The organism is Halothiobacillus sp., assembly GCF_027346185.1.
GTDB lineage: Bacteria > Pseudomonadota > Gammaproteobacteria > Halothiobacillales > Halothiobacillaceae > Halothiobacillus.
Window position 1 is genome coordinate 1 of sequence record NZ_DAIESY010000142.1, and the last position, 14,451, is coordinate 14,451.

General features: G+C 56.5%; 13 protein-coding genes and 2 pseudogenes. 4 read left to right on the plus strand and 11 right to left on the minus strand.

Features of this window, described 5'->3' with window-relative positions:
* Positions 1-16: 16 nt before the first annotated feature.
* Complete coding sequence (locus M7R55_RS10180) at positions 17-970, minus strand: IS5 family transposase (RefSeq protein ID WP_298220303.1); 954 nt, start codon at positions 968-970, stop codon at positions 17-19.
* 75 nt (positions 971-1,045) lie between these two features.
* Between M7R55_RS10180 and M7R55_RS10185 the strand changes: the two are divergent.
* Positions 1,046-1,162: pseudogene (locus M7R55_RS10185) on the plus strand (IS5/IS1182 family transposase); the annotation flags it as partial.
* Position 1,163: 1 nt separating this feature from the next.
* On the opposite strand, the gene M7R55_RS10190 reads toward M7R55_RS10185, so the two are convergent.
* The 3 genes from M7R55_RS10190 to M7R55_RS10200 all read right to left on the minus strand — a co-directional run bounded on the left by M7R55_RS10190 (position 1,164) and on the right by M7R55_RS10200 (position 2,331).
* The gene (locus tag M7R55_RS10190) at positions 1,164-1,442 is read right to left on the minus strand and encodes a hypothetical protein (protein ID WP_298220304.1); all 279 of its coding nucleotides are present in this window, start codon (positions 1,440-1,442) and stop codon (positions 1,164-1,166) included.
* Between the two features lie 43 nt (positions 1,443-1,485).
* The gene (locus M7R55_RS10195) at positions 1,486-1,851 is read right to left on the minus strand and encodes a hypothetical protein (RefSeq protein ID WP_298220305.1); all 366 of its coding nucleotides are present in this window, start codon (positions 1,849-1,851) and stop codon (positions 1,486-1,488) included.
* Between the two features lie 246 nt (positions 1,852-2,097).
* Positions 2,098-2,331 (minus strand): hypothetical protein, encoded by a 234-nt coding sequence (locus M7R55_RS10200; RefSeq protein WP_298220306.1) that lies wholly within the window; start codon positions 2,329-2,331, stop codon positions 2,098-2,100.
* Positions 2,332-2,508: 177 nt separating this feature from the next.
* On the opposite strand from M7R55_RS10200, the gene M7R55_RS10205 reads away from it, so the two are divergent.
* Positions 2,509-3,531 carry a zinc-binding alcohol dehydrogenase family protein gene (locus M7R55_RS10205; protein WP_298220315.1) on the plus strand — a complete coding sequence of 341 codons (1,023 nt, stop codon included), beginning with the start codon at positions 2,509-2,511 and terminating at the stop codon, positions 3,529-3,531.
* Between the two features lie 53 nt (positions 3,532-3,584).
* Positions 3,585-4,499, plus strand: a complete 915-nt coding sequence (locus M7R55_RS10210) for a patatin-like phospholipase family protein (RefSeq protein WP_298220307.1) — start codon at positions 3,585-3,587, stop codon at positions 4,497-4,499.
* A gap of 170 nt (positions 4,500-4,669) precedes the next feature.
* On the opposite strand, the gene cfa is transcribed toward M7R55_RS10210, so the two are convergent.
* A complete protein-coding gene (cfa, locus tag M7R55_RS10215) occupies positions 4,670-5,842 on the minus strand; it encodes a cyclopropane fatty acyl phospholipid synthase (protein WP_298220308.1) in 1,173 nt (390 codons plus the stop codon).
* 256 nt (positions 5,843-6,098) lie between these two features.
* Here cfa and M7R55_RS10220 point away from each other — a divergent pair, with 256 nt between their 5' ends.
* Positions 6,099-6,332, plus strand: a complete 234-nt coding sequence (locus tag M7R55_RS10220) for a hypothetical protein (RefSeq protein WP_298220309.1) — start codon at positions 6,099-6,101, stop codon at positions 6,330-6,332.
* A gap of 352 nt (positions 6,333-6,684) precedes the next feature.
* On the opposite strand, the gene gloA is transcribed toward M7R55_RS10220, so the two are convergent.
* The 6 genes and pseudogenes from gloA to M7R55_RS10250 form a co-directional block, all read right to left on the minus strand.
* The gene (gene gloA, locus M7R55_RS10225; RefSeq protein ID WP_298220310.1) at positions 6,685-7,068 is read right to left on the minus strand and encodes a lactoylglutathione lyase; all 384 of its coding nucleotides are present in this window, start codon (positions 7,066-7,068) and stop codon (positions 6,685-6,687) included.
* 1,247 nt (positions 7,069-8,315) lie between these two features.
* Entirely contained in the window at positions 8,316-11,942 is a 3,627-nt protein-coding gene (gene uca / locus M7R55_RS10230) for an urea carboxylase (RefSeq protein ID WP_298220311.1), read from the minus strand.
* Between the two features lie 122 nt (positions 11,943-12,064).
* Positions 12,065-12,703, minus strand: coding sequence for an urea amidolyase associated protein UAAP2 (locus tag M7R55_RS10235; RefSeq protein ID WP_298220312.1), 639 nt, complete (start codon positions 12,701-12,703; stop codon positions 12,065-12,067).
* Positions 12,704-12,712: 9 nt separating this feature from the next.
* Complete coding sequence (locus tag M7R55_RS10240; RefSeq protein ID WP_298220313.1) at positions 12,713-13,450, minus strand: urea amidolyase associated protein UAAP1; 738 nt, start codon at positions 13,448-13,450, stop codon at positions 12,713-12,715.
* Positions 13,451-13,503: 53 nt separating this feature from the next.
* A complete protein-coding gene (gene nikR / locus M7R55_RS10245) occupies positions 13,504-13,950 on the minus strand; it encodes a nickel-responsive transcriptional regulator NikR (protein WP_298220314.1) in 447 nt (148 codons plus the stop codon).
* 44 nt (positions 13,951-13,994) lie between these two features.
* Positions 13,995-14,451 (minus strand): annotated as a pseudogene (locus tag M7R55_RS10250) (type III glutamate--ammonia ligase); the annotation flags it as partial.

The window sequence follows — 14,451 nt, forward strand, 5'->3', positions numbered from 1 at the left end:
CAGATTTTCCCTGTGTTCATGCCGCCAGTCTCCCGCGCAGCAAGTAAAGATTCGCCAGTACCATCAGGCTCATGACCTGCGCACGGTTTTTTTCCAGACCCTTGTAGCGTACCTGCCGGTAGCCAAACTGGCATTTGATGATCCGAAACAGGTGTTCAATACGCGCACGGATACTCGATTGCTGCCGGTTGCGTTTGCGCTGTTTGCGGCTTAGGTCGCCGTGCTTGGGTTTGCGTTTGTCGTTTACTTTCCAGTGAATACCCAGTGCCCGTGCGCCTCGCTTGTATTCGTCGCTGGTGTAACCGGCATCACCGAAAATGACCTGGTCGCTTGCCCGCAGCAGCTTCGGAAGTTGATTGATGTCCGCTTCATTGGCCGCCGTGACCGTCACTGTGTGGGCGGCGCCGCTGTCGACATCGGCGCCGATATGGATCTTCATGCCGAAATACCACTGCTTGCCTTTGCGGGTCTGATGCATCTCGGGGTCGCGCTCACCCTTGGCATTCTTGGTGGAAGGCGAGGCTGCAATGAGCGTCGCGTCCACCATCGTCCCCTTGGATACCTGCAAGCCGCGTGATAGCAGGTGCGCATTCACGGCCTCGAAAAGCCGCTCGGTCAGCGCGTGCTTCTCCAGTAAATGCCGGAATTTGAGGATCGTGGTCTCGTCCGGAATGCGATCTTCACACAGCTCCAGACCCGCGAACCGACGCATCGATTCTACCTCGTAGAGCGCGTCCTCCATCATCGGGTCGGACAGATTGAACCACTGCTGCATCAGGTAGATCCGCAGCATGGTCGTGATGCCGATCGGCTGGCCGCCGCGCCGCCCTGATTTGGGATAGTACGGTTCAATCACCGCTTCGAACTGTGGCCACGGCACGCACGCTTGCATCTGCTCAAGAAACAACTCCTTGCGTGTCTTTTTCTTCTTCGACGCAAAGCTCAGCGAGGCAAAACTTGTCTGTTTCATCGATCCGGCACCTAACACGATGGTTTCACGCTAGTTTATCTGATTTGGGGGGATTCAATCAGAGGTTCCCTTGGAGCCTTCCTGCATCTCAATCGGCGGCGGGAAATCGCCACCCTTTAGGCGAAAAACATCGTCTCATTCGTTGCTGCGGTGCAAATTCGTTGTTTCACCCTCTGGCTGCGTATCTCGTGAATCACTCAATCCCAAGGTAAATATCCACATCCCGGCTTAACCAGCCTAATGTGGCGGACTGGAATGCAGCGGTATCGGCTTCGTCCCAGATGACACACAACATGGCTTCTTCTCGCGTCAGCAGTTCGTTGCGGACCAGTTTGTCGTTGGCTGCGGCACAGGCCTGAGGGTCGGCGTTGTGTTGTGCGAATACGTTCATGGCAGCTTTGATGCCGTCTTCGAACTCGTCTTCATCGGTCAGGTGCGCATCTTTGCCTAGCAGGGTGAGGGTGATCAACATGTCATGCTCCCATGTGTTACTAAATCCAGGTTCTGGTTACCGACTATCCGACCTGTTCCGGTTCGCAAATGAACAGCTTCGGTTGATTCTCGCGATACACGCGCAACCACATCAGGGTGGCGGGGGCCAGCGAGGTGACTGCGAACCAGAGTACTTCGTCAGCCTCCTGACCCGCCAGCGCCAACTGCTTTCTGGTCGCTTCCCAACCGGCCCAGTCCGGCTCCGCCAGTATGTTTCGAGTTTGCTGCGGCAATCGGACAGCCAGATCGCAGATGACGAGCACCTGCCGCTCAACGACCACGCGCGTCACCCGCGACCGGAGGAACTCGGGTTTCTCCAACCCTTCGGTCAGGATCATCACGGCTTCACCGGCTTCCTCAATCTGCGCTAACAGGTCGGCTTTGTTCACCTTGGCTTCTCCACGTATGACCGCTTGAGTCAAGCGGAATAAATTGGATGGCAACAATCCCTGCCGATGTCTAATTGAATAAATAGGGCGGTTGTTTCGCCATCCTCCACCTGAATAAAGCAATCGACATGCCAAGGGAAGGATTCGTGGCGGAACTGGCTCGCCTGTGTCTCGGTGGGATTTATTCCCGTGAATTTGTCTGAAAGGCGACATTAAGTGACGTGCAATTTCGGACAATTCTTCCAGTCAGAATCCATCCCGCTTGCAGCCCCAGGGGTGCGAACCGGGGACAAGCGCAGCCTTGATTCCGGCCTTCTGAACCGCTTCCAGCGTTTTGTAGAGTGTGGCTTCATGCGCGAGCACGGGACCCTTCATCACCGCGACATAACGGGCGGGCAGATCGACCTCGCAAACATACCCGCCACCGGGATCCTCCACGCTGCGCAGGTTGCCGTCCCAATCAATAAAAAATCCACTCATCGCTAAATCCTCGCTTAGCTGTTTTGCCCGGTGTGGGTGTTGACCCTCTGTGCAATAGCAAGGTTTATGCCTCCGATATCGTTGCTGAAAACGTCCGTTGTCATTACTTGGCAACCAACAATCCGATAGTCATCGACTAGAATTGCATTCGTCTTGCTACACCACCGGGAGCCCATGATGAAAGCAGTTGGTTATCGCGAATCACTACCGATTTCGGAAGAAAACGCGCTTATTGATTTCGAACTACCCGATCCTCAGCCCGGCGGGCGGGATCTTCTGGTGGCCGTGAAGGCCGTCTCAGTCAATCCGGTGGATACCAAGGTGCGGCGCAATACGCCGCCTGCCGAAGGTGAAACCAAGGTGTTGGGCTGGGATGCCAGCGGCGTGGTTCAGTCCGTCGGGCCGGAGGTGACACTATTCAAACCGGGTGATGAGGTGTGGTACGCCGGATCGATCGCCCGCCCCGGCACCAACGCAGAATTGCATCTGGTGGATGAGCGCATCCTGGGCTACAAACCCAAGTCGTTGAGCCACGCCGAAGCCGCCGCCCTGCCCCTGACGAGCATTACCGCATGGGAGATGCTGTTCGATCGTTTGGGTGTGCTGCCCGGCAAATCGCCGACGAATCAATCGTTGCTGATCATCGGTGCGGCCGGTGGCGTGGGTTCAATCCTGGTTCAACTGGCGCGACGCCTCACCGGCCTGACGGTGATCGGCACGGCATCACGCCCGGAAACCACCGAATGGGTGCGCTCGCTCGGCGCGCACCATGTGATCGATCACAGCAAGCCGCTGGCCGAAGAGCTGCGCAAGACGGGGTTGTCGAACGTGACGCACGTCGCCAGCCTGACCCAGACGGGCAAGCACTTCGCCGACATCGTGGAAGCACTGGCGCCGCAAGGCAAACTGGCTTTAATCGACGATCCGGACCCCGCCGAACTCAACGTCCTGCTGCTCAAACGCAAGAGCATTTCGCTGCACTGGGAGCTGATGTTCACCCGTGCGCTGTTCGACACACCAGACATCCTGGCGCAGCATCGACTGCTGTGTGAAGTCGCCGATCTGGTCGATGCCGGGCTTATCCGAACTACGGCCAACCAGAATCTCGGCCCGATCAACGCGGGTAATCTCAAACGGGCGCACGCCCTGATCGAAAGCGGTACGACGCGTGGAAAGATTGTTCTGGAAGGCTTCGACTGATCCGGAAAAAAATCCATGAAGAAACTCAGGGAAAATCAACGAGGAAAAACAGAATGAACATCGGTTTGGCGCTGGGTAGTGGCTCAGCACGGGGCTGGGCGCACATCGGGGTGATCCACGAACTCGCCGCCATGGGCATCGAACCGCGGATCATCTGCGGGTCGTCGATCGGCGCGCTGGTGGGGGCTGCCTATGTTTCCGGCAATCTCGATGAACTCGAACAGTGGGTCTGTTCCCTGACCAAACTGGAAACGGTGCGGTTCTTCAATATCTACATGTCGCGCAACGGCCTTGTGAACCGGGACAGATTGCACGAATTCCTGAACCGATACGTCGCCGACGACGACAAACTGATCGAAGCGCTTGACGGCCAACGCTATGCGGCCGTCGCGACAGATCTGGCGACCGGCAAGGAAATCTGGCTCAGCCAGGGTTCCCTGATCGAATCGGTCTGGGCTTCCATTTCCCTGCCGGGACTGTTTCCAGCTATTCGGAATAATGACCGCTGGCTGATTGATGGCGGTGTCGTCAATCCGGTACCGGTTTCGGTCTGTCGAGCCCTGGGTGCGGATATGGTGATTGCCACAAACCTCAACAATGGCATTATCAGCAAGCACGCCCGCAAGGAAAAACCGCCCAAGGAACCGACTCCTGCCGCTAGAAATGGCTTCGTCGAAAAGTTTGCCGATGTGGTTCGCGAATACGCGACGGCTGTATTTCCCCAGAACAAACCTGCCGATCAGCAGCCGCCCAGCCTATTCGAGGCCATCGCCGGTGCTGTCAACATTACACAGGATCGAATCACTCGCAGCCGATTGGCGGGCGACCCTCCCGACGTTTACCTTTCGCCGCGTGTCGCGCAGATCGGTCTTCTGGAATTTTACCGTGCAGCCGAATCCATCGAGGAGGGCAGGCGCTGTGTTCTGCGTATGGCTCCAGAAATCAGGCACTTGATGGATCAGGGGTGAAGGAGCGATCCAAAAGGCACGTCGCGAAGGGGGGTGCCCCCATCAGTATCGCGCTGCCCTACTTCCCGAGAGCAGCCTGAGAAAGGCCATTCACAGGCACTTAAGGAAGCCCAGTCGTGCCTGGGCATACTGACGGAGCGCGAATATGAAGTCATGCTGTTGGTTACCGATCATCGAACCGAACGGTAAGGCGTCGTCCGTTGGCGATGCGCCAGCACGATCTGCCAGAGCTGCCCCTGCCCAGAGCGGAAGAATCCGGCGCTTTGCAGCAGATAGTATCGCCACATGCGATAGAAACGCTGACCGTATTTGGCCGAAAGTTCAGGCCAAGCACGATCGAAGTTCGCCCACCAGGCCATCAAGGTACGGTCATAATCCCGGCCGAAGTTATGCCAGTCTTCAATGACGAAACGGTGCTCGATCGACGAAGCGATTTCTCTGGCTGACGGCAACTTCCCATTCGGGAAAATGTACTTGTCTATCCAAGGGTCCGTTTTGGGTGTACTGAAGGGCGCACCGATTGTATGCAGCAGGAACAAGCCTTCTTTTTTGAGCACCCGCTTGGCAATATCGAAATAGGTTCGATAATTTTTCGGCCCCACGTGCTCAAACATCCCGACCGACGCGAGCTTGTCGTATTGCCCGTCCACGTCCCGGTAATCCATCAACTTGAACGTGACAGGCAAGCCCTCGCAGCGTGCTTCTGCCAACTGCATCTGTTCTTTCGACACCGTAATGCCCACCACTTCGACACCGTAATGTTTGGCGGCGAAATGGGCCAGGCTGCCCCACCCACTGCCGATCTCCAACATGCGCTCACCCGGCTTGAGCTCCAGCTTGCGGCATATCAGATCAAGCTTGTCGGATTGGGCCTGTGTCAGATCGGTCGCATCTTTCCAATATCCGCAGGAATAACTCATGGACGGATCGAGCATGCGCTCGAAGACATCATTACCGGTATCGTAATGTCGTTCACCCACTTGAAAAGCCCGCCGACGGGATTGCAGGTTGAACAGTCGATGTCGAAGAATTTCACCCAGAAGCCGTAAACGACGCCATTTGTCGATTTTTTGGTCGATCTCGGCATTGAGCAACCGGTAGAACAGAACGTCCAACTGGTCACAATCCCAAAGACCATCCATATAACTCTCGCCAAACCCGAGTGAGCCATCCAAAAGAATCCGGTCATAGACTCGCTCGTCATGCACCTGAATATCCCAGTGTGCGCTGCCGTTGAATTTAATTCCCGCCTCGACAGCAAGAGCGCTCAAGGTGGCCGGTGGATTGGGATGATTGTTACGATCGGTCTGTTGCGAGGTATCTGCATCAGCAGTGTGCGACATAGGTAAATCCTCCGCATTTGGGCTGTTCCAGTTGGTTTCGGTTAAACCAACAGAAGAATAATGTGTTTCACCTTTCGGTTCCGGTCAGCACTACCAAAATACTCTTCCGACCTTCAACTGAAAACGGCAAGTGCGTGACTGTGTTAACCAACGCAGTTCCGTGTAGATCCATAGCGTACCTCAATGCTGCAAAGGCACACAAATTGAGAGACAAAGCGGTCCCGCTCGCCAACTTCACACGGTTGATGAACAGATCATGAAGCGAACGATGATCATCGTGAACCACAACCTGGAACGGAACAGCACAGCGGCTGCGATAGGCAAGGCGTGGGTTAATGCCATTGACATCAACCAGACTGGTTTCTGGAAACCTCGAAAAACACCTTCCTTAGGGCTTTTCGAGGACCTTCGTCGCGGGAAACCAGCATCGTTGCAGGAAGCAACGATGAAATGCCTTGCGTTTCCCGAAGGGCTGGGTACATGGATGTAGCCAGTTGCAACGAACTTGCGCCCCAAAGAAAATGTTGGCAATCGCTTATGCGATTGATTTGAGTACCGAACACGCCTTGGCGGGCGCAGGTCATGGATGACCGAAGGGCACGAAAACAGGATGCGCGGCACCACATCCCTGTAGTGCAAAGGCACCTCTAAAGGTTTTTCGAGTTGCCCTTCTGCAAGGCTGGGAATCAGACTGGAAATATGCCGACCTTTCAATTCCATCGGGCGAAAATCAAAAAATGCAATTTTTTATTTTCTTCATAAACAATCACATGCGTGACCGTTCATGGCGGCACTTCACTTCACTGTGCTGCACGTAACCTCTGATTTAATCAGAGATTTCTTTACTTTTCACCAATCAGTTCGATGGGGTAACCATCGGGGTCGGCCACGAAAGCAATAATGGTGCTCCCTGCGTTCATTGGCCCGGCGTCACGCAATATCTTCCCGCCCTTTTCTTTGATTGCGCCGGCGGCCGCATAGACATCCGGCACCTCGATTGCTATATGGCCGTATCCCGTGCCGATGTCGTAGGTGTGATCACCCCAGTTATGCGTGAGTTCGAGCACCGTGTGGTCGGTTTCGTCACCATAACCGACGAAAGCCAAGGTGAATTCGCCGGACGGGTAATCCTGACGACGCAGAAGCTTCATGCCCAGCACTTCTGTATAAAAGCGGATGGATACATCCAGATCTCGGACGCGCAACATGGTATGCAGCATTCTCATTGTGTTTGTTCCTTTTTTATTTTCTTGGGCAAATTGCAACTCGTAAGTGCAACTCAACAGGTTGGAATAAAGGGAGCTGCGGTAGGATCATTACTTTTTGTTCTGCCAAGAATAAAAGCACTGATGAGATCCTACACTCAGCTTACCCACGGACAACGATATCAAATTTACACCCTGAGGAAAGCTGGGCATAGCCAAACACAGATTGCCGCTACCATTGGCGTACACTAATCCTCGGTCAGCCGAGAGCTGCGGCGTAATCGTGGCCTCAAAGGCTACCACGCCAAGCCCACCAATTGGCGACAAACTACCGTCATGCCAAAGCCAAGCCCCTCTGCACCGCACTGGAACCGGGTAGACCGTCTGCTGAGCGAGGAATGTAGTTCAGAGCAAATCAGTTTCTGGCTGGCGCAGGAGAAGGCGCTTTTCATCAGTCGCGAATGGATTTACCAGCACGACCTTAAGAACAAACGCCAAGGCGGCGACCTCTACCGTTTTACCTGTGCCAGCAGCCGCGCAAGAAGCGCTACAGGGACTATGACCGCCGAGGACAGCTTTTCCCATCCGTGTTTCCATTGATGAACGCCCGGCCATTGTGGAGCACCGCACCCGCTTGGACGACCGCCCGCTCGACACCCTCATCAATACGAATCACCGACTCGCCATTGTCTCAATGACAGAGCGCACGTCACGCCGGTCAGTTGATGAGTGACTTCCTGTCACGGCGAGGCTGAACGGGGCCATCCATAGCCCATTCCCCTGGCCTCCACAGGTCAGGCCAGGGCGACCCCAAAGGGGATTCTCCCACTTCGTTCAGCATGGTGTTGCCCGGAAAACTTTTGGTTTTGTAAACATCCTCTTTGGAATCGTACCGAAAATCGAGCTGGGCGAGGGCAGATTTGCCTCTTTTGCAGGGTATTAGTGGGGCTATTGCCCAAAAAAAGCGGTGAACTATGAGCCATCCAGAGGGATTTGCAGCTGATTTCCCTAAAGTCCGACCGGATCCCAGTCCTCGTGGGAGCGGGGTTTGAACGAAAATACCAATGGCCTGATTCGCCCATACTTCCCCATGAGCTGCGAATTCACCGTCATCACTGACAAGGACATCCAACACGTCTTAGATAGACGCAACAACCGATCAAGTAAATGTCTTGGAATAAAAAAGCACAATCGGGATTTTTGGGGATCAATCCTCCTGTTGCACTTGCGAGTTAAATCCGCGTTATCTCCAAAGGGTGCTTCCCGCCTTAATGTGGTCTGATGATCAGCAACGTTTGCCCTGCGGTGACTGCCGTACCCTGTTCGCACAGGATCTCGACCACCGTACCGGTTTCTTCACAGGGAATCGCGATTTCCATTTTCATGGCTTCCACAATCAAGAGTTCCTGTTCGCTCTCGATGGTGTCGCCGGGCTTCACATGCAGTTGCCAGATGTTTCCGGTGACCGGCGAGGTGAGCGCAATGCAACCGGGTGGAATGGCGGCCGTATCGGCCTCGACGACATCGGCCTGCGTGAAATCCTGAGTTCCGTTCACTTGCCCCGCTTGCGCCCAGCGTTCGCGTTCTTCATCAAAAGCGGCTTGCTGCTTGGATTTGAAGGTATCGATCGATGCCTGCTCGGCGGCCAGAAATGCGCGGTAATCGCCCAGCTTGAGTTCGGTTTCCTCAATCCTGAGCTTGAACTTACCCTGAATGAAATCCTCGCGCAACTGCATGAGCTCGTCCGCGCCCACTGGATAAAACCTGAGCTGGTCGAAGAACCGTAACAGCCATTGTTTGCCACCGGTGAAATCCTGAGTTTGCCGGTAGCGATTCCACATTTGCACCGTACGCCCGACGAACTGGTAGCCCCCCGGCCCTTCCATGCCGTAGACGCAGAGGTACGCGCCGCCGATACCTACGGCGTTCTCCGGTGTCCAGGTGCGTGCCGGGTTGTACTTCGTCGTCACCAGACGATGCCGGGGATCAAGCGGCGTGGCGACCGGCGCACCGAGATACACATCGCCCAGGCCCATGACCAGATAATGGGCGTTGAACAGAATGTCTTTCACGTCCTCGATGGAATCGAGTCCATTGATTCGACGGATGAATTCGATATTGCTGGGGCACCACGGCGCGTCGGGGCGCACGGACTGCATGTATTTCTCGATCGCCAACCGTGTGGCCGGATCGTCCCAGGACAGCGGCAGATGCACGATCCGGCTCGGCACCGTCATGTCATCAATCGCTGGGAGGCTGGCCTCGGCCTGCTGCAACACGCGGACGAGTTCGGACTGCGGCAGCACGCGACCGTCGTACTGGACCTGCAAGGAACGAATACCTGGCGTGAGGTCCAGCACACCCGGGATCGCCGCATTCTGCATCCAGGTCATCAGGGCATGCACCCGGAAGCGCAGATCGAGATCGAGTACCAGCGGGCCATATTCGATCAACAAAGAGCGGTCGCCCGCCTGGCGGTAGCAGACCGCAATCTCATCTTCGGAACCGGCGGTGCGGTACAGAATCGGAGAAACGGTATCACCCGCCGTTTGGGGTGTAATTTCAATCGTCTTCGGTGCGGACAAGTGCGCGATGGCTTCATCCTGCGCCTGTGCCAGCACCCGGGCTTGCGGGTAATCCACGCAGTAAAAACGGATCGTGTCGCCCGGGGCCAATTGTCCCATTTTCCAGAGCTCGGCCTGGATGATGGTCACCGGACACACAAACCCGCCCAGACTCGGGCCATCGGGGCCGAGAATCACCGGCATGTCCCCGGTGAAATCCACCGCGCCGATGGCGTAGGCGTTGTCGTGGATATTTGAGGGATGCAAGCCCGCCTCGCCGCCATCGGTCCGGGCCCATGTCGGTTTGGGGCCGATCAGGCGCACGCCGGTTCGGCTGGAATTGTAATGCACCTGCCAGTCGGTATTGAAGAACATCGAAATGTCGTCATCGGTGAAGAAATCCGGCGCGCCGTGCGGGCCATACATCACCGCGATATCCCAATGCTTCGTGCACTCGGGAACCAAGGCTTGCGGTGCCGCCACAACTGACTCGGTGGTGGTGCTCAACCGATCCACACGGAGCACATCGCCCGCCCGCAGGCATCGCCCGGCATGGCCGCCGAACTGGCCCAGCGTGAAGGTGGCCTTGCTGCCCATATAATCCGCCGCATCCAGTCCGCCTTGCAGCGCCAGATAGGTTCGGCTGCCGCCGCCCTGAATGCTCTTGAGCTTGAGCACGGAACCGGCGGCCACGGCAATCGGCTGACCATACACCACCGGCGCGCCATCGAGTTCCGCCTTCATCCGCGCGCCGGTCAGAGCGATGATGGTCGCCACGTTGAAGCGAAGATTCGGCCCCGTGATGGTCATTTCCAGACCGGCGGCATGCTCGGGGTTGCCCACCAGACGATTGGCCACGCGGAAAGCCAGACTGTCCATCGGGCCCGATGGCGGCACGCCGATGGACCAGTACCCGACCCGGCCGGGATAATCCTGAATCATGGTTTGCGTGCCCGGCGACAACACATCGATGGTGCGCGGAGCGAAGCTGAACTGGTCGAGATAACGGGTGGTCTGCTTGCCCGCAACGAATACGGCATCGGTGAGCACCTGCCGCAGATACGCCAGATTGGTTTCAATGCCGTAAATCTGGGTTTGAGCCAGCGCCTGACTCAATTGTGCCAGCGCCGCCGTGCGATCGGTGCCATGGGCGATGATCTTGGCGAGCATCGGATCGTAATAGGCGGAAACTTCCGTGCCGGTCTCGATCCACGCATCGATCCGGATGCCATCGGGGCTGGAGTGATCAGGGAAGACGACGGAATTGAGCAAACCGGAACTGGGCTGGAACTGCTTGCCGGGGTCTTCCGCATACAACCGCACCTGAATCGAGTGCCCCTGCGGCGCGAACACGAACGAATCCAAAGCAGGCGGTTCGCCCGCCGCCACGCGCACCATCCATTCCACGAGATCGACACCCGTCACCCGTTCGGTCACGCCGTGCTCGACCTGCAGGCGCGTATTCACTTCAAGAAAATAGAACGCTGCATTCTTCACGTCGTAGACAAATTCGACCGTACCGGCAGACTGATAATTGACCGCTTGCCCCAGACGGGTCGCCGCGTCCCAAAGCGCGGTTCTAAGGGATTCATCCAGACCGGGCGCCGGTGTTTCCTCGATGACTTTCTGGTTGCGACGCTGCACGGAACAATCCCGCTCACCCAGCGAGACGACCTGCCCTTTGCCATCGCCGAAAATCTGCACTTCGATGTGCCGGGCCTGCTCGACGTATTTCTCCAGAAACAGACCGCCCTGACTGAAGTTGCTGCGCGAGAGGCGTTCTACCGAGTCATAGGCTTCGTGGAGCTGATCGGCCGTCCAGCACAGTTTCATGCCGATACCGCCACCGCCTGCCGTGCTTTTAAGCATCACGGGATAACCGATGCGCTCAGCTTCTCGCAGGGCATGGGCGACATCGTCCAGCAGGCCGGAACCGGGCAATAAAGGCACCGAATTTTTTTCGGCCAGCTCGCGCGCCGTATGCTTCAGACCAAAATCGCGCATCTGCTGCGGGGTCGGGCCGATGAATGCGATGCCCGCCACCGCACAGGCTTCGGCAAAGCTGGCATTTTCACTGAGGAAACCATAACCGGGGTGGATGGCCTCGGCGCCCGTAGCCCGTGCGGCCTCCAGAATTTTCGCCTGATCCAGATAGCTCTCGGATGCCGGAGCCGGGCCGATGAACACGGCCTCGTCGGCTTCTGCCACATGGCGTGCATGGCGATCGGCCTCGGAGTAGACCGCCACGGACGTGATCCCCATGTTCTTCAGGGTTCGAATGATGCGACACGCAATAGCGCCGCGGTTGGCAATGAGTACTTTATGAAACATCGGTGGTCACTTGCATGATCGCGTGATCATGAACTCCTAAGGATTCGGGTCGTCCCGAATGATTCTGGCAACACATGGGGCGTCCCATGGGGTCGGGTTTGTCTTGTCGATACTGACGGGTTTCAGTTCCAGATCAAAATTTCAATGGGCGTTGGATTGTAGGCGTTGCAGGGATTGTTGAGTTGCGGGCAGTTGGAAATGAGCACGATCACGTCCATTTTCTCCGTCAGTTCAACATACTTGCCCGCATCCGAAATACCATCTTCGAAGGTCAGCCCGCCTTGCGGCGTGACAGGCACGTTCATAAAGAAATTGATGTTATGCGTGATGTCCCGCTTGCCGAGGCCGTATTCTTCATGCTCGGCCACCGCAAGCATCCAGCTGTCACGACAGGCGTGCATGCACTTGGTTTCAAGGCCATAACGTACGGTGTTCGATTCGGTGGCGCAGGCGCCGCCCAGCGTATCGTGCCGCCCGCAGGTGTCCGCCACGATTTCGAGCATCGGATTGCCCTCGGTGCTGAGCAGCATGGTACCAGCCGTCAAATACACATTCCCCTGTTCGCGAATGGTGTCGATGGCGCTGTAGCGTTCGGTGGGATTATCAGCCCGGTAGAACAGGGTATCGGCGGCCTGATTGCCTTCCAGATCCAGAATTCGCACGGTCTGACCCGACTGTACGATCTTGATGAAATAGTCACCGGCTTCAACCACCTGACGAAAGGTGGCGGCTTCGGGTGTGCGCGTACTGTGCTTGATCATAGGGCCTCCTTAAGCGCAGCTGTGTGCAGAGCAGCACGTGGGTTGATAGAGCTCGGTGTTCTTGAAGCCGCGCTGGTTTTCCACCCGTGAATTCATGCACAGGTCGTCATCGGTCACCGGATCGGCCGTCCAGATCTGGTAGCGCACCGGTTTTTTGGGATAGTTCGGCGCCGGGTTCATGGGATGTGGGCAGGTATGAAAAATCACCAGCGTATCCATTTCGAACCGCAGCGCGATCTGGTCGCCCGCAGTGCTGTGCTGTTCGACGAACACCAGCGTGCCATCGTCTTCTACCGCCAGCTTGCTGAACAGATTCAGGTTGGCGGCCATGTCCTTCTTGCCGAGACCGTACTTGGCCATCTCGACCAGAAAACTGTCCACGCCGCTTAAAGTCCAGTCGTTGTGCGCCTGCTGATACCGGCGTTCGGTCCATTTTTCCCGCAGTTTTTGCTTGCTCAGGTTGCCGCCCACGGTGTCGTGCCAGCCCACGGTGTCTTCGACGATGGAGCAGAAGATCCGCCCCATGTCCGAATACAGGCAATGGCCCTGGGTCAGCTTGAAGGTATGCTGGCACTTGAGCGTATCCGGTGCGTTGTAGCGTTCGAGCAGATTGCGTGGATTGAAAAACAGCATCCCGACATTCGCCCCGCCGGTTTCATCGATCAGGACAAGCTGGGTTCCCTTGGCCATTTCGAGCGACCAGTGCGCGCCACCGGGGATAACATCTTCGTAAATCAATTCAGCCATGAGTTTCTCCTGTATTGGCATGTTATTCGTACCGAGTATGTTCTCGCTTGCTTTTAGGACAGGGGATGCAACGGCGGTATCTGTGCTGTGGTCAACTGCAAACGCCCCGTAATCACCCCGCTGCAACTGATCATCTGATCGGCGATCATTTGCAGTTTCGTTGCCGGCCCCTGAACCAGGATGACTTCCATCGTCTGGTTGTCCATCAGGTGTACGTGTAGGGAACTGATCACTTCGTCGATGTATTTGTGCTGAAGGTCGGTCAGTTCCTTTTGCAGATTCGTGGTCGAATGGTCGTAGACGAGGTTGATCGTGCCCGCCATGACATCGAACCCCAGGTCGGACTTATGCTCGACCAACTGCTGGTTGATCATCTCGACAATGGCTTGCGAACGGCTACCGAAACCGCGTTTCAACACCATCCGGTCCAGTTCCGCCAGCAGGCGGGAAGGCAGCGAGATGCTGATTCGGCTCAACGCCCCTCGATTCAGATCATTCATGCGGCATTCCCTCCTTTTCCCGTTCCTTGCCCCAAACTTTGCCCTTAGAACAAATGGCTGTACCGTTTGACTTCCCAGGCCGTCACGCTCAGATGATATTCGTTCCACTCGCGGCGCTTGTAGCGCACGAATTCGTCCCGCAGTTCCTGACCGAGCACTTCGGTCACGAACGGATCGGCCTCGAACACCTCGATCGCCTCGGCCAGGTTCTGTGGCAGGAATTCGATTCCACGGGCGGCGCGCTCGGCTTCGGTCAATTCATACAGGTTATCTTCCTGCGGCAATCCCGGGTCAAGCCCTTCACGGATGCCTTCCAGACCGGCGGCCAGCAACAAGGTAGCTGCCAGATACGGATTCACCGAGCCATCGGCGTTGCGCGATTCGAACCGCCCGCCGCCCATCGGCACGCGAATGGAGTTGGTGCGGTTGTTCGAACCGAAGGAATTGAACACCGGCGCCCAGGTGAAGTACGGCATGTCGCCCTGACGCACCAACCGCTTG

Excerpts from the sequence above, each read along its gene's own strand:
- M7R55_RS10180 (WP_298220303.1), bottom strand. The coding sequence starts at position 970 with ATGAAACAGACAAGTTTTGCCTCGCTGAGCTTTGCGTCGAAGAAGAAA.
- M7R55_RS10190 (WP_298220304.1), bottom strand. The coding sequence starts at position 1,442 with ATGTTGATCACCCTCACCCTGCTAGGCAAAGATGCGCACCTGACCGAT.
- M7R55_RS10200 (WP_298220306.1), bottom strand. The coding sequence starts at position 2,331 with ATGAGTGGATTTTTTATTGATTGGGACGGCAACCTGCGCAGCGTGGAG.
- M7R55_RS10205 (WP_298220315.1), top strand. The coding sequence starts at position 2,509 with ATGAAAGCAGTTGGTTATCGCGAATCACTACCGATTTCGGAAGAAAAC.
- M7R55_RS10210 (WP_298220307.1), top strand. The coding sequence starts at position 3,585 with ATGAACATCGGTTTGGCGCTGGGTAGTGGCTCAGCACGGGGCTGGGCG.
- cfa (WP_298220308.1), bottom strand. The coding sequence starts at position 5,842 with ATGTCGCACACTGCTGATGCAGATACCTCGCAACAGACCGATCGTAAC.
- M7R55_RS10220 (WP_298220309.1), top strand. The coding sequence starts at position 6,099 with ATGAAGCGAACGATGATCATCGTGAACCACAACCTGGAACGGAACAGC.
- gloA (WP_298220310.1), bottom strand. The coding sequence starts at position 7,068 with ATGAGAATGCTGCATACCATGTTGCGCGTCCGAGATCTGGATGTATCC.
- uca (WP_298220311.1), bottom strand. The coding sequence starts at position 11,942 with ATGTTTCATAAAGTACTCATTGCCAACCGCGGCGCTATTGCGTGTCGC.
- M7R55_RS10235 (WP_298220312.1), bottom strand. The coding sequence starts at position 12,703 with ATGATCAAGCACAGTACGCGCACACCCGAAGCCGCCACCTTTCGTCAG.
- M7R55_RS10240 (WP_298220313.1), bottom strand. The coding sequence starts at position 13,450 with ATGGCTGAATTGATTTACGAAGATGTTATCCCCGGTGGCGCGCACTGG.
- nikR (WP_298220314.1), bottom strand. The coding sequence starts at position 13,950 with ATGAATGATCTGAATCGAGGGGCGTTGAGCCGAATCAGCATCTCGCTG.